The organism is Streptomyces sp. NPDC104313 (genome assembly GCF_055583985.1).
Window position 1 is genome coordinate 255,460 of the sequence record NZ_JBVJMW010000008.1, and the last position, 18,625, is coordinate 274,084.

Sequence of the window (18,625 nt, forward strand, 5' to 3'; positions counted from 1 at the left end):
CGTTCCGGGAGGACACCCATGAGTTCGAGCGCCGCTGCGGTACCGCAGCGAAAATGGTGGAACGGACCGGTCCAGGGCCTTCAGAAGGTCGGGCGGAGCCTCCAGCTCCCGGTGGCCGTCCTCCCCGCCGCCGGTCTGCTCGTCAGCCTCGGCAACCTCTTCAGCTCGTACCTGGACGGCGCCTTCTGGGACAAGACCTCCAAGGTCCTGCTCAACGGCGGCGGCGCGATCCTCGACGGCGAGCTCGGCCTGCCCCTGCTGTTCTGCATCGGCGTCGCCATCGGCTTCGCGAAGAAAGCGGACGGCTCCACCGCGCTGGCGGCCGTAGTCGGCTTCCTCGTCTACCGGGGGGTGCTGACCGCCTTCCCCATCGACGGCACCGTGACGGAGGCCCTGCCCGACGGCGAGCCGCAGAACCCCGGGGTGCTCGGCGGCATCCTGATCGGGCTGCTGACCGCGGTCGTCTGGCAGCGCTACCACCGCACCAAGCTGGTCGACTGGCTCGGGTTCTTCAACGGGCGGCGCCTGGTGCCGATCCTGATGGCGTTCCTCTGCGTGATCCTCGGCGTGCTGTTCGGCCTGCTGTGGCAGCCGGTGGGCGATGGGCTGACCTGGTTCTCCAAGCAGCTGATCGACCTCGGATCCTGGGGCGCGGCGATCTTCGGCTTCGCGAACCGGTTGCTCATCCCGATCGGCATGCACCAGTTCCTGAACACCTTCTTCTGGTTCCAGGCGGGCGAGTTCACCGGGGCGGACGGCCAGACCGTCCAGGGCGACATCTCCCGGTTCTTCGCCGGGGACCCGTCGGCCGGCCAGTTCACCTCGGGCTTCTTCCCGATCATGATGTTCGGCCTGCCCGCCGCCGCTCTGGCCATCACCCACTGCGCGCGGCCCGAGCGCCGCAAGGAAGTAGCGGGCCTGATGGTCTCGGTGGCACTGACCTCGTTCGTCACGGGTGTGACCGAGCCGCTGGAGTTCTCGTTCATGTTCGTCGCGCCGCTGCTGTACGGCGTGCACGCGGTGCTCACCGGGGCGTCGATGGGCATCACCTGGCTGCTGGGGGTGCACGCGGGGTTCAGCTTCTCGGCCGGGTTGATCGACTACGTCGTCAACTGGCATCTGGACACGAAACCCTGGCTGATCATCCCGATCGGCGCGTGCTTCGCGGTGATCTACTACGCGGTCTTCCGTTTCGCGATCACCAAGTTCGACCTCAAGACACCGGGGCGCGAACCGGAGGAGGTCGAGAAGGAGATCGAGAAGGACCTCACCAAGTAGCGCGAGCAGCAAGGACCGCCGGTCTTCGGACGCGGCGCACACGGCCCGCACAAGGCCCTCGGACCACCTGGTCCGGGGGCCTTCGGCATGTCACCGAAAGTGCCGGATCTGCTACTGCGAATAAGCAGGTAATTGCAGGTTCCTTATCTAACCCTCACCGTGCTAAAACTGGTCTACACCACTGAGTGGTGTAGACCACGGCTGTCTGCCGGCGTCTGTCGAGTCGCCGCCTCCCCGCATCAACGACCTGGGCGGCACCGTGTCCCATGGAGGAAGTTGATGACCACGGCTGAGACCGCACCCGCGGCCGAGAAGAAGAAGGGCGCCGGCGCGATGGCCGTCATGCAGCGCATCGGCCGCAGCCTCATGCTGCCGGTCGCCGTGCTGCCGGCCGCCGCACTCCTGGTCCGCCTCGGCAATGAGGACATGCTGGGCCGCGAGTCGTTCCCGACCTTCATCACGAAGCTCGCCGGCTACATGTCCGCGGGCGGCAACGCGCTCCTCGACAACATGGCGCTGCTGTTCGCCGTCGGCATCGCGATCGGTTTCGCGAAGAAGTCGGACGGCTCCACCGCCCTGGCCGCCGTCACCGGGTACCTGGTCTTCAAGAACGTGCTGTCCACGTTCACGGACCCGAGCCTGGCCAAGGTCGCGAAGGTCATCGACGGCAAGATAGTCATGACCGAGGCGCCGGTGGACGCCAAGGTCCTCGGCGGGGTCGTGATGGGCATCGTGGTGGCCCTGCTCTACCAGAAGTTCTACCGGACGAAGCTGCCCGACTGGGCGGGCTTCTTCAGCGGCCGCCGCCTGGTCCCGATCCTCTCCGCCTTCGCGGGTCTGCTCATCGGTATCGTCTTCGGTCTGGTCTGGCCGGTCCTCGGTGCCGGTCTGCACAACTTCGGTGAGTGGCTGGTCGGCTCCGGCGCGGTCGGCGCGGGCATCTTCGGTGTCGCCAACCGTGCGCTGATCCCGGTCGGCATGCACCACCTGCTGAACTCCTTCCCGTGGTTCCAGGCGGGCGAGTACAACGGCAAGAACGGCGACATCGCCCGCTTCCTGGAGGGCGACCCGACCGCCGGACAGTTCATGACCGGCTTCTTCCCGATCATGATGTTCGCCCTTCCGGCGGCCTGCCTCGCGATCGTCCACTGTGCCCGCCCGGAGCGCCGCAAGGTCGTCGGCGGCATGATGTTCTCCCTCGCGCTCACCTCGTTCGTCACCGGTGTGACCGAGCCGATCGAGTTCACGTTCATGTTCGTCGCCCCGGTGCTGTACGCGATCCACGCGGTGCTGACCGGTGTGTCGATGGCCCTGACCTGGGCGCTCGGCATGAAGGACGGCTTCGGCTTCTCGGCCGGTCTGGTCGACTTCCTGCTGAACCTCGGCATCGCGTCGAAGCCCTGGCTGCTGGTCCTGGTCGGCCTCTGCTTCGCGGCGGTCTACTACGCGGTCTTCCGCTTCGCGATCACCAGGTTCAACCTCCCGACCCCGGGCCGGGAGTCGGACGAGGAGCTCGCCGAGCTGCAGAAGGCCGAGGCGAAGTAGCAGCCCCGCCACGTCCGTACGCCCGAAGCCCTCGCTTCCCGAAGATGCCTTTCGGGAAGCGAGGGCTTCGGCGCACCTGCGGTCGCGTCACACCTGGCGTACGGGCACGTCCAGCCGGTAGAGCTGGCGGGAGCCGCCCTCCGGACCCGGTTCGGCGGGCTCGCCGGGGCAGAAGCCGAGCCGCTCGTAGAAGACGCGGGCCCCGCTCTCCACCGCCCCGAGGTGGTCGGACCCGAAGGTGACCACCTCGACGGTGCCGGGCCCGCTGACGTACCGGCGCATCGCCTCCGCCATCAGCAGCCGGCCCACCCCCGCGCCTCGGCAGCGCTCCGAGGTGACCAGCCAGTGCACGTGGTACGTGGGCGGCTCGGCGCCGAACAGCAGGCCGCCGACGAGGCCGGACACCTCGGCGGACACGTCGGCGGACTCGGCGGCCAACGCCGCCCCGTCACGGATGTGTGCTTCCACCGCGCGGTGGAAGCCCGGCTCCTCGACCATCGGCCCGAACCAGTGCTCGACCTGGGACGCCAGGATAAGGAAGCCGTCGAGGTCGGTGTTCCGGGCGGGTCTGATCGTGATCATCCCGGCAGTCTCGCAGAGTGGCCCCGGGGCGGTGGCGCGTCCCGGGCCGCCCGCCGCCCGCGCGGGGCTCAGAGCTCGTACACCGCGCCCGGGGCGGCCAGTTCCACCGGGCCCGGGTAGACCGCACGGGCGTCGGCGGCGTTGCGGTCGGCGTCGGTCCACGGCGGGATGTGGGTGAGGACGAGCCGGCGCGCTCCGGCGCGGGCCGCCGTTTCGCCGGCCTCGCGGCCGTTGAGGTGCAGGTCCGGGATGTCTTCCTTGCCGTCGACGAACGACGCCTCGCAGAGGAACAGGTCCGCGTCCCGGGCCAGCTCCTCCAGCGCCTCGCAGGTCCCCGTGTCGCCGGAGTAGGCGAGGACGGAGCCGCCGTGCTCGACCCGGATGCCGAAGGTGTCGACGGGGTGGCGGAGCTTCTCCGTACGGACCGAGAAGGGGCCGATCTCGAAGGACCCGGGCTTCAGGGTGTGGAAGTCGAAGACCTCGCCCATCGCCCGGTCGGACGGGGTGTCCCCGTGGGCGACGGTAAGGCGCTGCTCGGTGCCCTCGGGCCCGTAGACCGGGAGGGAGACGGGGCGGGCGCCGTCGTGGCGGTAGTAGCGCACGACGAAGTACGCGCACATGTCGATGCAGTGGTCGGCGTGCAGGTGGCTGAGGAAGATCGCGTCGAGGTCGTAGAGACCGACGTGGCGCTGCAACTCGCCGAGGGCGCCGTTGCCCATGTCGAGGAGCAGCCGGAAGCCGTCGGCCTCTACGAGGTAGCTCGAGCACGCCGAACCCGTGGAGGGGAACGAGCCGGAGCAGCCGACGACGGTGAGCTTCATGGAGCGTGAACCTCCGGTACGCGGGAACGGGGAGGGTTCGTGCGATTCCGCCGGAGCTCCGTACGGTGCCTGCGGAATGGGTTCTGCGGTTTGTCGAGCGTAAGGCGCGAAACTCCGCGTCGCTCCTCCGCTGCCCTCCGTTGTGGGGGAACTCACCCGCACTGTCACCGGTTCGATGGAAGCGCGCCCACCGGCCGCCCCGCCGTGCCCGTCCCGGCCGCCGGTACGGTCGGAGGATGAACACGTTCTGGTGGGTGGCGCTGGTCGCCGTGGTTCTGCTCGCGCTCGTGGCCACGGTGGTGGACGGCCGGGGTCGATCGGACCGCGGTCCGCGCTCGCGCCGGCCCCGGCGGCCGGCCGGGTCGGCCCGGCCGCCGTCCCGGCCGTCGCGGCCTTCGGGCCCGGAGGGGCGGGGGGACGGGCGTGCGCCCCGGGCCGGTGAGGTGTGGTGGGCCGACGTGCCGTACGAGGACGGGCCCGGGTCGAAGGACCGCCCGTGTCTGGTGATCTCGGTACGGGGGCGGGGCCGGGGGCGCACGGCGCTGGTCGCGAAGATCACCAGCAGGCATCACGAGGAGCGGCCCGGGGTGATCGCGCTGCCCTCGGGGACGGTCGGGGACCGTCAGGGGCGGCGGAGCTTCCTGGAGACGGACGAGCTGCGGGAGGTCCCGGTCGCCGGGTTCCGGCGGCGGGTGGGGGTGGTGGATCCGGGGCTGTGGGAGCGTGTGCGCGGGCTGGGAGCGGGGTGAGGGGCGGGGGCGGGGCCCCGGTCTCTTCGGGGCTCCGCCCCCGGCTCCGCTCCTCGAACGCCGGAGAGGCTGAAAGTCGTCCGCGAGCGCCGGACGGGCCGGGATGGCCCGTCCCCCGGACGGGTGCTCCCGGACAGGCCGGGCGGGTGCTCCTGGACGGGCCGGAGTACGGCCTTACGCCCAGAGCTGGCCCTGAAGTGCTTCGATCGCCGCTTCTGTCGTCTCCGCCGTGTAGACGCCCGTCGACAGGTACTTCCAGCCGCCGTCCGCGACGACGAAGACGATGTCGGCGCTCTCCCCCGCCTTGACCGCCTTGTTGCCCACGCCGATCGCCGCGTGGAGGGCGGCGCCGGTGGAGACGCCCGCGAAGATGCCCTCCCGCTGGAGGAGTTCGCGGGTGCGGGTGACCGCGTCGGCGGAGCCCACGGAGAAGCGGGTGGTGAGGACCGAGGCGTCGTAGAGCTCGGGGACGAATCCCTCGTCGAGGTTGCGCAGGCCGTAGACCAGGTCGTCGTAGCGCGGTTCCGCGGCGACGACCTGGATGCCGGGGCGGTTCTCGCGGAGGTAGCGGCCGACGCCCATGAGGGTGCCCGTGGTGCCGAGGCCCGCCACGAAGTGGGTGATGGACGGGAGGTCGGTGAGGATCTCGGGCCCGGTGGTGGCGTAGTGGGCGCCCGCGTTGTCCGGGTTGCCGTACTGGTAGAGCATCACCCAGTCCGGGTGCTCGGCCGAGAGCTCCTTCGCGACGCGCACGGCGGTGTTGGAGCCGCCCGCGGCCGGGGAGGGGATGATCTCGGCGCCCCACATGGCGAGCAGGTCGCGCCGTTCCTGGGAGGTGTTCTCCGGCATGACGCACACGATGCGGTAGCCCTTGAGCTTGGCCGCCATGGCGAGCGAGATGCCGGTGTTGCCACTGGTGGGCTCCAGGATGGTGCAGCCGGGTGTCAGCCGGCCGTCCTTCTCTGCCTGTTCGACCATGTGGAGCGCCGGGCGGTCCTTGATCGAGCCGGTGGGGTTGCGGTCCTCCAGCTTGGCCCAGATGCGGACGTCCTCGGAGGGCGACAGCCGCGGGAGGCGGACGAGGGGGGTGTTCCCCACGGCCGCCAGCGGGGAGTCGTACCGCATCAGCGCATGCCGCCGGCGACGGCCGGGAGGATGGTGACGTTGTCGCCGTCGCTGAGCTTGGTGGAGATGCCGTCGAGGAAGCGGACGTCCTCGTCGTTGAGGTAGACGTTCACGAAGCGGCGGAGCTGTTCGCCGTTCGCGCCGTCGACGATGCGCTCACGGATGCCGGGGTGGCGGCTCTCCAGGTCGGCGAGGAGGTCGGCGAGGGTGTCCCCGTTGCCTTCGATGGCCTTCGCGCCGTCGGTGTAGGTGCGGAGGATGGTCGGGATGCGGACCTCGATGGCCATGGCGTGGGCTCCTGTCGAAAGCGTGGAGGTGGCGTGGGGCGCGCGTTTCTGCCCCCGCGCGGGGGTGGTGCGTGTGGGTGGGCGCGCGGACCGCGGCTCAGGCCGGGCGGCTCACGGGCAGGCTGCGGGCGGGACAGATCGCGCTGGCGAGCCTGCACAGGTCGACGTGCAGCCGCGCTACGAGCAGCGTGCCCGGCGTCTTGTCGCTCACGTCATGGGGAACCATGCGGGCATCGTATCGATTCCCGGTGCGGAAACCCGAGTGTCGTATCAGATGATGGATGGTGAGCGACCGCTATATGGACAGCGCGGGGCGGGTGAGCCCTTCCGGCAGGTAGACGACCGTGGGTGCGCCGGTCTTCGGGTGGGTGTTGACCTCGGCGGCGACGCCGTACACCTCGCCCAGCAGTTCGGCCGTGAGGACCTCTTCCGGGGGACCGGAGGCGACGACGGCGCCGTCCTTGAGGACGTAGAGACGGTCGCAGTAGTACGCGGCGAGGTTGAGGTCGTGCAGGGCGAGGAGGTTGGTGGTGCCCAACTCGCGGACCAGGGAGAGGATCTCCAGCTGGTAGCGGATGTCCAGGTGGTTGGTCGGCTCGTCCAGGACGACGAGCGACGGCTGCTGGACCAGGGCGCGGGCGACCAGGGCACGCTGGCGTTCACCGCCGGAGAGGGAGGCGAACGTACGGGATTCGAGCGCGGCGATGCCGACCCGGGCGAGGGCGTCGGTGACCAGGGCGGTGTCGGCGGCGGTGTCCGCCTCCCAGAACCGTTTGTGCGGGGCGCGGCCCATCGCGACGACCTGGCCGACGGTGAGCTCGAAGCCGGCGTGGCCGTCCTGCGGGACGGTGGCGATGCGCTGGGCGCGGGCCTTCACCGGGAGGGTGGCGAGGTCGACGCCGTCGAGGAGGACGCGGCCGTGGGTGGGGCGCAGGGTGCCGTAGACGCAGCGCAGGAGGGTGGTCTTGCCGCTGCCGTTGGGGCCGACGAGGCCGACGGTCTCGCCGTCGGCGGCGGTGAGGTCGACGGCGTCGACGAGGTGGCGGCCCTCGCCGACGCCGTACGAGAGGCCCTCGGTGCGCAGGGTGGTCACGGGCGGGCTCCCTCGGCCGGAGGTGAAGAGGACGCGGTCGTCATGCGGGGGCTCCCTCGGGGCGGCGGCGGAGCATCCAGAGGAAGAACGGGCCGCCGGTCAGCGCGGTGAGGACACCGACCGGGATGTCCTGCGGGGCGGCGAGCGTCCGGGCGGCCAGGTCGGCGAGGACCAGGAACACCGCTCCGCCGAGGGCGACGACCGGGAGCAGCGCGCGGTGTGCGGCGCCGACGGCCATCCGGGCCATGTGCGGGACCATCAGTCCGACGAAGCCGATCGCCCCGCTGTACGCGACGAGCGCCCCGGTCATGAGGGAGGCGAGGACGAAGACGGCGGCCCGGAAGCGGGCGGTGTCGAGACCGAGGACGGTCGCGCCCTCCTCCCCCACCAGGAGCAGGTCGAGCGGCCGGGCCAGGACGAGGAGGACGGCGGTGCCGACGACCAGGGTGACCGCGGGGAGCGCGAGCATGTCCCAGCGGGCCGCGCCGAGGCCGCCGAGGGTCCAGTAGAGGACTTCCTGGAGGTGGTCGGCGCGGGCGGAGGTGACCAGGATCAGGCTGGTCAGGGCGGAGAGGACGTAGGAGACGGCGACCCCGGCGAGGACGAGCCGGTTGGTGGTGAGTCCGCCTCCGCCGCGCGCCAGGGTGTAGACGAGGAGCAGCGAGAGGAGTGCGCCGGCGAAGGCGGCTGCGGGGATGGTGACGGTGGTGGCGAGGGTGGCGCCGATGCCGAGGACGATCACCAGGACCGCGCCGGTGGAGGCTCCGGAGGAGACGCCGAGGAGGAACGGGTCGGCGAGCTGGTTGCGTACGAGGGCCTGGAGGACGGTGCCGATGACGGCGAGTCCGGCGCCGACGACGATGCCGAGCAGTACCCGGGGCAGCCGGACGTCCAGGACGATCGTGCGGAAGGGGCTCGCCTCGGCCCGCCCGGTCAGGATGTCGAGGACCTGGCCGGGCGGGATACGGACGGAGCCGAGGGCGAGTGCGGCGAGCACGGCGGCGGCGAGGAGCGCGGCGAGGACGCCGAGCACCAGGGTGTAGCGGAGCAGCCGCCGCGGTGCGGGGGTGCGGCAGCTCACGGGGTGGTGGCCCCCGGGTGGAGCTGGGCGGCGAGCTTGTCGACGGCGGCGGGGACGCGGACGCCGAGGACGGCGTCGGAGAGCGGCATGACCGCGAAGCGCTTGTTCTTGATGGCGGGGACGTCGGCGAGGGCCGGGTCGGTGAGGAGGCGCTTCTTCTTCTGTTCGACGGTGGTGGCGCCGTAGTCGTAGATCACGATGACCTCGGGCTTCCGGGCCACGACGTTCTCCCAGGAGGCGTCACCGAAGGACTTGTCGAGGTCGGCGAAGACGTTGGTGCCGCCGGCCCGTTCGATCAGCTCGTTGCCGATGCCTTCGCCGCCCGCGGTGAAGGCGGTCTTGTCGCCGCTGTCGAAGACGGAGACGGGCTTCAGGCCGGCGAGGTTCTTCGCGGTGGCGGCGTTGTCCGCCTTGGCCTGCTTGATCCAGGCCTCGGCGCGGTCGGCGACGCCGAAGGTGCGGCCGACCTCGCGGATCTCCTCGTAGAGGGTGTCCATGGGCTGGTCGCCCTTGGTGCAGCTCTCGGTGTTGAGGCGGGTCTCGATGCCGGACTTCTCGAACGCCTCGCGGCCCCGGCCGTCGCCGGCGGTGAAGGCGGTGCCGTAGCCGCCGTAGACGAAGTCGGGGTTGGTGGCGAGGACCTGCTCGTAGGAGGGGTACTCCTTGGCGATGACCGGGACGGAGGCGTAGTCCTCTCCGTACTTCGGCAGGACCCGGTCGTCGAGGTAGGCGGTGCCGACGAGGGACTTGACCAGGCCCAGTTCCAGCATGATCTCGGTGACGTGCTGGTTCATGGTGACGACGCGCTTCGGCGGGGCCTTGAACGTGGTGGTGACGCCGCAGTTCTTCACGGTGTACGGGAATCCGTCGCTCTTCGCCGCGGCCTTGTCCCCGGTGGCGTCGTCGCCGTCCGGGGTGGAGCAGGCGGTGAGGGCGAGCGGGAGCAGCACGGCGGCGGCTATGAGCGCGGGGGTGCGCCGGGACATGGCGAGGCCTCTCCGGGGGATTTCCGCGTCCCCTGGTCGATGCGGAAAGGCGGCGGGCCAGTTCCTGACTTCCGGGCCGCCCTCCGGTTGCGTCGTCGTCCGCTCGGGGAGTCGTCCGCGTGGGAGGGGGCCCGGTCACAGTGGCGGGACCGTGCCGGGCTCGCACCGGCTTCCTGGTTCCTGCTGCCTTGATCGGTTCTGGGGGCAGTGTGCCAGACCCGTGCGGCGGCCCTGCGGGGTGGCCGGGTGCTCAGTACGCCTCGACGACCCGCACGTCTTCCTCGGTGACCTCGCCGTCCACGATGCGGTACGAGCGGAACTGGAAGGGGCCGGCGTCGTCGGTGTCGGCGGTGGAGACCAGGACGTAGTGGGCGCCGGGTTCGTTGGCGTAGGTGACGTCGGTGCGGGAGGGGTAGGCCTCGGTCGCCGTGTGCGAGTGGTAGACGATCACGGGCTCCTCGTCGCGGTCGTCCATCTCGCGGTAGAGCTTGAGGAGGTCGGCCGAGTCGAACTCGTAGAACGTGGGCGAGCGGGCGGCGTTGAGCATCGGGATGAAGCGCTCGGGGCGGTCCGTCCCGGCCGGGCCCGCGACCACTCCGCACGCCTCGTCGGGGTGGTCGGTGCGGGAGTGGGCGACGATCCGGTCGTGGAGCGCCTGGGTGATGGTCAGCATGGCGCCAGGATAAGCAGCGGGCTCCCGCGTACCGGTGGGCGGTACGCGGGAGCCCGCATGCTGGACGCCGCCGGCCGTTGGGGCGGCCGGGGCGGTCCGGGAGGAGGGCGGTGTGGGGCCCGCCCCCGGGGTCAGTGGGTGCCGGCGGTGGTCTTCTCCGGGGTGCGCGCCTGGAGCACCCGGTAGGAGACGAAGAGGACGAGCGCCCACAGCGGTGCGCAGTAGAGCGAGATCCTGGCCTCCTCGTCGATCGCCATCATCACGATGACCATGCCGATGAACAGGAGCGCGAACCAGCTGGTGTACGGGGCGCCGGGGGCCTTGAACGAGGACTGCGGCAGCAGGCCCGCGTCGGCGATGCGGCGGTAGCGGATCTGGCTGACCAGGATCATGATCCAGGCCCACATGCCGGAGATGGTGGCGAAGGAGACGACGTAGGTGAACGCCTTGCCCGGCCACTGGTAGTTGATCCACACGCCGACGAGCATCAGGGCGGCGGAGAAGGTGGTGCCCACGAGCGGCAGGCCGTTCTTCGTCAGCTTGGTGAAGGCGCGGGGACCCTGGCCGTTGAGGGCGAGGTCGCGGAGCATACGGCCGGTGGAGTACATGCCGGAGTTGCAGGAGGAGAGCGCCGCGGTGAGGACGACGAAGTTGACGATGGCGGCGCCGACGCTGAACCCCATCTCCTCGAAGGCCTTCACGAACGGGGAGACGCCGGGCTTGAAGGTGGACCACGGCACGACCGAGAGGATCATGATCAGCGCGCCGACGTAGAAGACGGCGATGCGCCACGGCACGGTGTTGATGGCCTTGGGCAGCACGGTCTTGGGGTCCTTGGACTCCCCGGCGGTGACGCCGACGAGTTCCACGGCGAGGAAGGCGAACATGACGATCTGGAGCGTCATGAGCGTGCCGGTGATGCCGTTGGGGAAGAAGCCGCCGTCGTTCCACAGGTTGGCGACGGTGGCGGTGTCACCGGCGTCGGAGAATCCGACGGTCAGGACGCCCGCGCAGATCAGGATCATGCCGATGATCGCGGTGACCTTCACCATGGAGAACCAGAACTCCAGCTCACCGAAGAGCTTCACGGAGATCAGGTTCGCACCGTACAGAATGACGGTGAAGACGAGCGCGGACAACCATTGGGGAATATTCCACCAGTACGTCATATAGGTGGCGGCGGCGGTGACTTCGGTGATTCCGGTGACGACCCAGAAGAGCCAGTAGGTCCAGCCGGTCACGAATCCGAAGAACGGGCCGAGGAATTCCCTGGCGTACTCCGAGAAGGAGCCGGAGACCGGGCGGTACATGAGGAGTTCGCCCAGTGCCCGCATGATGAAGAAGATGACCAGACCCGCGATGACGTAGGCCAGGATGAGGCTGGGTCCGGCCCGGTCGATGGCTTTGCCCGCGCCGAGGAAGAGACCGGTGCCGATGGCTCCGCCGATGGCGATCATCTGAATCTGGCGAGCTCCCAGAGCGCGCTGGTATCCCTCGCCACCGGTCCCGGATTCCCCGGTCTCGCCGCTGGGCCGACCCTTGTCGGCCTGTCCCTCGTCGACCTGCGCCGATGTCATGGTGGTGCGCCTTTCTCCACGCCGATCCGCGCCTCACAAGGCCGCGGATCAGGTCCTGATCCCCCCGGATATGGATGGAGTGCCGTCGGCGTTCGGCCGGTTTGTGGCGCCCCCGGGAACAGGGGTGGCGTCCCCGGGCGGTCGTGAAGATTTATCACGGCCGTCATGGGACACGGTGGGACATTCTGTGGCGCACGACACAGGAAAAAGCGGGCAAGGGGTTCCGTCCGGCACGAAAAGGCCGCAACGCTTGGTGAGATCGTTATACGGATCTGAGCGTCCGTTGAGCGAACGGAGGGTGCCCGCCCCGGCGCGGCGGGGGGACACCCTCTCCGTTCACGGCACTACGGCATGACCGCACCACGGCAATACAGCACTACGGCACCACGGCATGACCGCATGACCGCATTACGGCGTGACCGCATTACGGCATCAGCGTTTCGACGAGCGTTTCCTGGAGCGCGCCGAGCCAGAGGTAGGCCATCACCATGGGCTTGCGCGGATCGGTGTCGGGGAGCCGGTAGAGCGAGCCCCCGTCACCCTCGTCCTCGTCGGAGACCTCCAGCCGGGTGCCGATGGTCAGGCGCAGGTCGTTGAGGGAGCGGAGCCAGCCGCGGCACTCGTCGCCGGTGAGGGTGAGGACGGCGCCGCCGCCCCCGGCGGGCGCGAGCGCGTCCAGGGTGCGGACGACGGTGACGGCGTCCTCGCGCTTGCCCGAGCGCAGGTCGTTCTCGGTGAAGCGGCGGAACTCGGAGGACAGCTCGCGCAGCTCCTCCTCCGGCTTTCCGCCCTCCGCGGGCCGGCCGGGGCCGCCGTAGGCGTCGGGGAAGAGCCGGGCGAGCGCCGGGTCGGACGGCGGCTTGCTGGGGCCCTCGGCGAAGAGGGCGGCGAGCGGGTCCTCACCGTCGGCGGGCGTCTCGCCGGGGCCGATGAGTTCGAGCAGCTGGACGGCGAGGGAGCGCAGGATGGAGATCTCGACCTCGTCGAGTGCGACGGCCGCGCCGCCGCCTGGGGTGGCCTCGAAATGGCCGGCCATGGATTCTCCGATGGTGGGTCGAACGGGGCAGGGGCGGTTCGGGACGGCCCGAGGGGGGCTAGTTGCGGTCCTGGGTGAGGGTGGCCCACAGCCCGTAACCGTGCATGGCCTGGACGTCGCGTTCCATCTCCTCGCGGCTCCCGCTGGAGACGACGGCGCGGCCCTTCTGGTGCACGTCCATCATGAGCCTGTGGGCCTTGTCCTTCGGATAGCCGAAGTAGGCCTGGAAGACATAGGCCACGTAGCTCATGAGGTTGACCGGGTCATTGTGGACAAGCGTCACCCACGGGACGTCCGGCTCGGGGACCGCGAAGGTCTCCTCGGCCGAATCGGGACGTTCGATCTCTAGCGGGGTAGCAACGCTCACCTGTCCCATGCTGCCACCCGGGCGGGTCCGGCGCACCAACGGACCCCACATCTCGTCACTTTGACGAATAGGGGGTAGCATCCCAGCCATGAACTCAGCGGACCTCGGGCGACGGGTCGGCGTTCCGTCGACCGCGCTCTTCACCGACCAGTACGAGCTGACCATGGTGCAGGCGGCCCTCAAGGCCGGCACCGCCGACCGGCACTCGGTCTTCGAGGCGTTCACCCGCCGACTGCCCGAGGGGCGGCGCTACGGAGTCGTCGCGGGCACCGGCCGCGTGCTGGACGCGGTGGAGAACTTCCACTTCGACGACGAGATGATCGGCTTCCTGCGACAGCGGGAGATCGTCGACGAGCCCACCCTCGAATGGCTGGCCGGCTACCGCTTCAGCGGCGACATCTGGGGCTACCCGGAGGGTGAGGTCTACTTCCCCGGCTCCCCGATCCTTCGGGTGGAGGGTTCCTTCGCCGAGTGCGTGCTGCTGGAGACGGTGGTCCTCTCCATCCTCAACCACGACTCCGCCATCGCCGCCGCCGCTTCGCGGATGTCGGCCGCCGCCGGGGGCCGTCGGCTGATCGAGATGGGCGCGCGCCGCACCCACGAGCTCTCCGCGGTCGCCTCGTCCCGTGCCGCGTACGTCGGCGGCTTCGACGCCACCTCCGACCTGGCGGCGGGCTTCCGCTGGGCGATCCCGACCGTCGGCACGAGCGCACACGCCTTCACCCTGCTCCACGACACCGAGCACGACGCGTTCCGGGCGCAGGTGGACTCGCTGGGCCGGGGCACGACGCTGCTGGTCGACACGTACGACGTGACCGAGGCGGTCCGGGCGGCCATCGAGATCGCGGGCCCCGGGCTGGGCGCCGTACGGATCGACTCCGGGGACCTGCTCCTGGTCGCGCACCGGGTGCGGCAGCAGCTGGACGAGCTGGGGGCGACGGGCACGAAGATCGTGGTGACCTCGGACCTGGACGAGTACGCCATCGCCTCGCTGGCCGCCGCGCCGGTGGACGCGTACGGGGTCGGCACCCAGCTGGTCACCGGGAGCGGGCACCCCACCTGCTCGATGGTCTACAAGCTGGTGGCCCGCGCCGGCTCGGCGGAGCCGGACGCCCCGCTGGTGCCGGTGGCGAAGAAGTCGCTCGGCGCGAAGTCGTCGAAGGGCGGCCGCAAGTGGGCCGCGCGCCGGACGGACGACCACGGGGTCGCCGAGGCCGAGGTGGTCGGCACCGGGCCGGTCCCCGAGGAGCTGGCCGACCGACAGCTGCTGGTGGAGCTGGTGCGGGGCGGCGAGGTGGTCGCCCGCGAGCCGCTGGACACGGTACGGGAACGGCACGTGGCCGCGCGGGCGGGATTGCCGATGTCGGCGATCCAGCTGTCGCGGGGTGAGCCGGTGATCCCGACCGAGTACGCCTGAGCACGCTTGAGCACGCCGGGAACACGCCGGGAACACGCCGGGAACACGCCGGGGCGGCCCTCGGGGGCGCCCCGGGGTCCGGACCGGCCGGATCCGCAACCGGGGGTTTGGCGGACGGGCTTGATTGTGACGGTCCAATGTCTAGGCTCGAACCCGCGGACGCACCCGGACACCCCGGCGCCCCCCTCCGCTCGGCGCCATCCCGCTCCGGCCCACCCCATCCGCTCCCGCCCCCACCGAAGGACACCCGCCATGCACCGCGCATTGATCGTCGTGGACGTTCAGAACGACTTCTGCGAGGGCGGCAGCCTCGCGGTGGCGGGCGGTGCCGATGTCGCCGCCGCCATCACCGACCTGATCGGCGACGCCCGGCCCGGCTACCGCCACGTGGTGGCCACCCGCGACCACCACATCGACCCGGGCGACCACTTCTCGCCCAGTCCGGACTTCGAGCACTCCTGGCCGGTGCACTGCGTCGCCGGTACGGAGGGCGTCGGCTTCCACCCGAACTTCGCTCCCGCCGTCGCCTCCGGCGCGATCGACACGGTGTTCGACAAGGGGGCGTACGCCGCCGCGTACAGCGGGTTCGAGGGCTCCGACGAGAACGGGGTCGGACTCGCCCAGTGGCTGCGCGACCGCGAGGTCACCGAGGTCGACGTGGTCGGCATCGCCACCGATCACTGTGTGCGGGCCACCGCGCTGGACGCGGCCCGTGAGGGCTTCGTCACGCAGGTGCTGCTCGACCTGACCGCGGGCGTGTCCGGGGCGACCACGGAACGGGCCCTGGCCGAGATGCGTACGGCGGGCGTGAAGCTCTCCGGCACACCGGCCGTCCCGTAGCGGCACACCGGTCGTCGCACCCGCTACGCGGCCGGGCGGGCCGGTCCGGCGTAGCCGGAGGGGCCCAGCAGGGCCCTGATCGGGTGCCACAGCTCCTGGCACGACTGGGGCGACCGGTGCGATCGGGAAGGCTGGGGCATGCGGCCCGACGGCTCCGCCGGCCCCGCCGGGTCCGCCTGTGGGGCGGCCCGCCACAGCAGACCGTCCGGATGGTGCAGCACCGCCGTGATCTCGTCCGGCGTGGGCGGCCGGTCGTTGCCGCGCAGGTAGACCGCCCGCAGCCCCAGGTTGCGCAGCCGGGTCAGGGCGCGCGCCCGGTTCGCCGCGTGCACCAGCACCCGCACCGGGGCCCCGGGCCCCGCTCCCGTACCCCCGTGGGGGCCTGTTCCGTCGGCCGGTCTGGTCAGGGTCAGTGCGACCACCACCGTGCCGTTCGGCAACCTGCAGAAACCTCCGCCTGCCATGCTCCGCGCTCCCCCGTAAGACGTCGTGTCAATAAGGATGTGAACAAGACGCACCTAAACACGATCGGCCGCCGCCCGCTAGGGGGCGACGGCCGATCATGGCTTGACCTGCGTTTTTACTTGATCAGCGACCCGAGGGGCCGACCAGCACGCTCATCGTCGAGCCGTTGCGGGGCTCGTTGACGATGGAGATGCGGGTGTTCGTGTCAGAAACCTTGACACTGCCCGTGGGGTTCTCCTTGTACCAGTAGGTGCCCTTGCGGTCGTCGAAGACCGGGTTGCCCAGCGCGGGCTTGATGTGCAGCGGGACGTCCGCGTTGTGCAGCGTGAAGCCCTGGTTCGGGTACCAGCTGAACGGCGCGTCGAACGGCTGGATCTTGTTGCGCAGGAACGAGCCGTCCTTCCACTTCAGCGGCTTGGCGTGCGCGTCGACGGGAAGGATCAGACCCTGGCCCGGGTGGGCGGAGGTGTTGTTGTCCTTCTGGGAGGTGTCCCAGAGCCAGATCAGCAGACCGTTCTGGTACGCGTAGTGCTCGACCCAGTCCGGACGGGTGCTGGAGAAGCCGAAGTTGTACGGGCCGACCTCGAGGGTCTCGTCGTACGACACGTACTGGCGGTTCTCCGCGATGTAGTACTGCGGGTAGTCCTGGGTGAAGGACTCGCCGATCCGCGCGAAGCCCTTCGCGGTCCAGCCGTTGTCGTCGCCCTCGGCGTTGTCCGAGAAGAGCGCCGCGCCGTCGGCCGTGACGGTGATGGCGTCGGCCGCGAAGCCCTTGCCGCCCGCGCCACCGTCCGTCTGGTAGCGGAAGCGGAGGTCGACCTTCTTGCCCGCGTAGGCGTCCAGCGAGAAGGACAGCTTCTTGTACGCGCCCGAGACGTCGGTCAGGGCCGGCTTGTCACTGGCGTCGCGCGGGATGGCACGGCCGTCGGCGGTGCCGTCGAGCGCGGTCCAGTTGGCGCCGCCGTTGTCGGACACCTCGGTGTAGAGGTAGTCGTAGTCGGCCTCGATGTCGTACCAGCCCGAAAGGTCCAGCGTGGCCTTGGACTTGCCGGTCAGGTCGACGGAGCGGGTCAGGGTGTTCGACAGGTCGTCGCCCATGTCGCTCCACCACTGCTTCGCACCCTCGGCGGGCTTGACGACGGTGGTGGTGACGGCCTTCTTCGGCAGCTCGACGAGGAGCGCCTGCGGGTTCTTGGTGTTGTACTCCGAGACACCCAGCTTGTGCAGCGAGGTCTTGCCGGCCTTGGCCTTGTCGTAGTCGAGCCAGCCCAGCTGGAGCTTGTCCCACGAGGTCATGTCGCCCGGCAGGTTGCCGATCTCGCCCTTGCCGGTGCCGAGCCAGGAGCCCGCCGACATCAGGGACCAGAAACCGACCGAGTTCTCGCCGCCGCCGGAGGTGTCGTACAGGTCCGGGAGGCCGAGGTCGTGGGCGTACTCGTGGGCGAAGACGCCCAGTCCGCCGTTCTCGGGCTGGGCGGTGTAGTCGCCGACCCAGATGCCCGTGTCGCCGATCTGCGCGCCGCCGGCCTTGTTGTTGGCCGGGCCGGTCGCACCGGCGTTGGTGCCGTACGCGTACCAGCGGTGCGCCCAGATGGCGTTGGTGCCCTCGGCGCCGCCGCCGGCCGACTCGTCCTCGCCGGCGTGGACCAGCTGGAAGTGGTCGATGTAGCCGTCGGGCTCGTTGAAGTTGCCGTCACCGTCGAAGTCGTAGCGGTCCCACTCGTCGTACTCGGCGAGGTTCGCCTTGATCTCCGCGTCGGTGCGGCCCTTGGCCTTCTGGTCGGCGACCCAGGCGTTCACGCCGTCGCGCACCGCGTCCCACACGTTGGCGCAGTTGGTCTGGCCGCAGTAGTTGGAGCCGTAGCGGGCCTCGTTGGAGGGGACCTTGACCCAGTCGGAGACCGTTCCCTCGACCGAGTAGCGGCCCGAGGAGGTCTTCTCGTAGTAGGTCTTGAGCGAGTTGACGCCCTTGCCCTCGCCGAAGTAGAGCTTCTGGAAGTGCTCCTGGTTGTAGTCGGCCTTCCAGGCGGTGCTGTTGTCCTTCTTCGGGTCCGGCTTGGCGATCTTGTTGTGCGCCGGGCCCGGGGTTCCCCCGAACTTCTTGACGGGCGGCTTGGGGCCGTCGCCGTCCGGGTCGAACATCGTGGTGTCGTCGATCTGGTCGCCGAACTCCAGCAGGATGGTGAAGATCTTGTCGGTCTTCTCCCGGCCGAGCTCCACGTACTTCTTGTCGCCGAGCTTGACGACCTTGGAGCCGCTCCGGTTCGCCACCTTCTTGTCCCCGGACAGCACCAGCTCCAGCGCGGCTTCGCGCTGGGCGGCCTGCTCCTCGCTGAAGGGACCCTCCAGGTTGTGCTCCACGTGCCCCTTGTCCGGCGCCGGGTCGCGGCGGTCGACGGTGGAGACACCGGAACCTGATGAGCTGTCATGCGCCTGGGCGGTGGCGAAGGTCGATGCCGTCGCAGCGGTCGCAGCCATGGCCACGACAACGGCGGCGGCGCGAAGCGCCCGTCTCTGATTGGTCACTTGATGCAGTCCTCCCCGGGCGTCCGCGCAGCGGCCAGGGGGGTAAGAAACGGGCCGCGCGCGTAAACGCGTCACAAGTGACGACATTCGATCGGAGTTACGAGAGAAAAGACAGACCTTGACTTGAACAGACCAAGTGCACTATGCGGAGCGTCCTTCCGGTATGCGGACGGCATG

Annotated in this window: 19 protein-coding genes; 5 read left to right on the top strand and 14 right to left on the bottom strand. The window is 70.1% G+C overall.

Translation table 11 applies throughout. The annotated features are described in order from the left end of the window. The first annotated feature begins 18 nt into the window (after positions 1-18). On the top strand, positions 19-1,278 hold the full coding sequence (locus ACZ60Q_RS20905) for a PTS transporter subunit EIIC (protein ID WP_469636511.1): 1,260 nt from the start codon (positions 19-21) through the stop codon (positions 1,276-1,278). 279 nt (positions 1,279-1,557) lie between these two features. Then, the gene (locus tag ACZ60Q_RS20910; RefSeq protein ID WP_469636513.1) at positions 1,558-2,823 is read left to right on the top strand and encodes a PTS transporter subunit EIIC; all 1,266 of its coding nucleotides are present in this window, start codon (positions 1,558-1,560) and stop codon (positions 2,821-2,823) included. A gap of 87 nt (positions 2,824-2,910) precedes the next feature. Here the strand turns inward: ACZ60Q_RS20910 and ACZ60Q_RS20915 are convergent, their stop codons facing one another. Beyond that, positions 2,911-3,405, bottom strand: coding sequence for a GNAT family N-acetyltransferase (locus ACZ60Q_RS20915; protein WP_469636516.1), 495 nt, complete (start codon positions 3,403-3,405; stop codon positions 2,911-2,913). 68 nt (positions 3,406-3,473) lie between these two features. After that, positions 3,474-4,226: an MBL fold metallo-hydrolase gene (locus ACZ60Q_RS20920; RefSeq protein WP_469636519.1), complete on the bottom strand. Its 753-nt coding sequence runs from the start codon at positions 4,224-4,226 to the stop codon at positions 3,474-3,476. Positions 4,227-4,462: 236 nt separating this feature from the next. Between ACZ60Q_RS20920 and ACZ60Q_RS20925 the strand changes: the two genes are divergently transcribed. Continuing rightward, the gene (locus ACZ60Q_RS20925; RefSeq protein ID WP_469636522.1) at positions 4,463-4,975 is read left to right on the top strand and encodes a type II toxin-antitoxin system PemK/MazF family toxin; all 513 of its coding nucleotides are present in this window, start codon (positions 4,463-4,465) and stop codon (positions 4,973-4,975) included. A gap of 174 nt (positions 4,976-5,149) precedes the next feature. Here ACZ60Q_RS20925 and ACZ60Q_RS20930 read toward each other — a convergent pair whose 3' ends face one another. From ACZ60Q_RS20930 to clpS, 10 genes are all read right to left on the bottom strand, one after another. After that, complete coding sequence (locus tag ACZ60Q_RS20930) at positions 5,150-6,100, bottom strand: PLP-dependent cysteine synthase family protein (protein ID WP_469636525.1); 951 nt, start codon at positions 6,098-6,100, stop codon at positions 5,150-5,152. After that, positions 6,100-6,387: a MoaD family protein gene (locus tag ACZ60Q_RS20935; RefSeq protein WP_469636527.1), complete on the bottom strand. Its 288-nt coding sequence runs from the start codon at positions 6,385-6,387 to the stop codon at positions 6,100-6,102. The genes ACZ60Q_RS20930 and ACZ60Q_RS20935 overlap by 1 nt, the downstream gene beginning before the upstream one ends. A 97-nt stretch (positions 6,388-6,484) precedes the next feature. Then, entirely contained in the window at positions 6,485-6,613 is a 129-nt protein-coding gene (locus ACZ60Q_RS20940) for a putative leader peptide (protein WP_398069060.1), read from the bottom strand. A gap of 69 nt (positions 6,614-6,682) precedes the next feature. Next, complete coding sequence (locus tag ACZ60Q_RS20945) at positions 6,683-7,480, bottom strand: ABC transporter ATP-binding protein (RefSeq protein ID WP_469636531.1); 798 nt, start codon at positions 7,478-7,480, stop codon at positions 6,683-6,685. A gap of 40 nt (positions 7,481-7,520) precedes the next feature. Continuing rightward, positions 7,521-8,561, bottom strand: coding sequence for a FecCD family ABC transporter permease (locus tag ACZ60Q_RS20950; RefSeq protein WP_469636534.1), 1,041 nt, complete (start codon positions 8,559-8,561; stop codon positions 7,521-7,523). Beyond that, a complete protein-coding gene (locus ACZ60Q_RS20955; protein WP_469636536.1) occupies positions 8,558-9,547 on the bottom strand; it encodes an ABC transporter substrate-binding protein in 990 nt (329 codons plus the stop codon). Before ACZ60Q_RS20955 ends, ACZ60Q_RS20950 begins: the two co-directional genes overlap by 4 nt. A 250-nt stretch (positions 9,548-9,797) precedes the next feature. Beyond that, positions 9,798-10,220, bottom strand: coding sequence for a M67 family metallopeptidase (locus ACZ60Q_RS20960; protein ID WP_469636539.1), 423 nt, complete (start codon positions 10,218-10,220; stop codon positions 9,798-9,800). A 131-nt stretch (positions 10,221-10,351) separates the two neighbouring features. Then, positions 10,352-11,797: an amino acid permease gene (locus tag ACZ60Q_RS20965; protein WP_469636541.1), complete on the bottom strand. Its 1,446-nt coding sequence runs from the start codon at positions 11,795-11,797 to the stop codon at positions 10,352-10,354. Positions 11,798-12,221: 424 nt separating this feature from the next. After that, complete coding sequence (locus ACZ60Q_RS20970) at positions 12,222-12,833, bottom strand: DUF2017 domain-containing protein (RefSeq protein WP_469636544.1); 612 nt, start codon at positions 12,831-12,833, stop codon at positions 12,222-12,224. 58 nt (positions 12,834-12,891) lie between these two features. Continuing rightward, a complete protein-coding gene (gene clpS / locus ACZ60Q_RS20975) occupies positions 12,892-13,209 on the bottom strand; it encodes an ATP-dependent Clp protease adapter ClpS (RefSeq protein WP_398624987.1) in 318 nt (105 codons plus the stop codon). A 79-nt stretch (positions 13,210-13,288) separates the two neighbouring features. On the opposite strand from clpS, the gene ACZ60Q_RS20980 reads away from it, so the two are divergent. Both ACZ60Q_RS20980 and ACZ60Q_RS20985 read left to right on the top strand, forming a co-directional pair. Beyond that, the gene (locus tag ACZ60Q_RS20980) at positions 13,289-14,617 is read left to right on the top strand and encodes a nicotinate phosphoribosyltransferase (protein ID WP_469636547.1); all 1,329 of its coding nucleotides are present in this window, start codon (positions 13,289-13,291) and stop codon (positions 14,615-14,617) included. A gap of 252 nt (positions 14,618-14,869) precedes the next feature. Further along, positions 14,870-15,457 carry an isochorismatase family protein gene (locus ACZ60Q_RS20985; protein ID WP_469636550.1) on the top strand — a complete coding sequence of 196 codons (588 nt, stop codon included), beginning with the start codon at positions 14,870-14,872 and terminating at the stop codon, positions 15,455-15,457. Positions 15,458-15,480: 23 nt separating this feature from the next. Here ACZ60Q_RS20985 and ACZ60Q_RS20990 read toward each other — a convergent pair whose 3' ends face one another. Continuing rightward, complete coding sequence (locus ACZ60Q_RS20990; protein ID WP_469636553.1) at positions 15,481-15,921, bottom strand: hypothetical protein; 441 nt, start codon at positions 15,919-15,921, stop codon at positions 15,481-15,483. A gap of 124 nt (positions 15,922-16,045) precedes the next feature. Next, positions 16,046-18,448 carry an immune inhibitor A domain-containing protein gene (locus tag ACZ60Q_RS20995; RefSeq protein WP_469636556.1) on the bottom strand — a complete coding sequence of 801 codons (2,403 nt, stop codon included), beginning with the start codon at positions 18,446-18,448 and terminating at the stop codon, positions 16,046-16,048. Positions 18,449-18,625 lie beyond the last annotated feature (177 nt).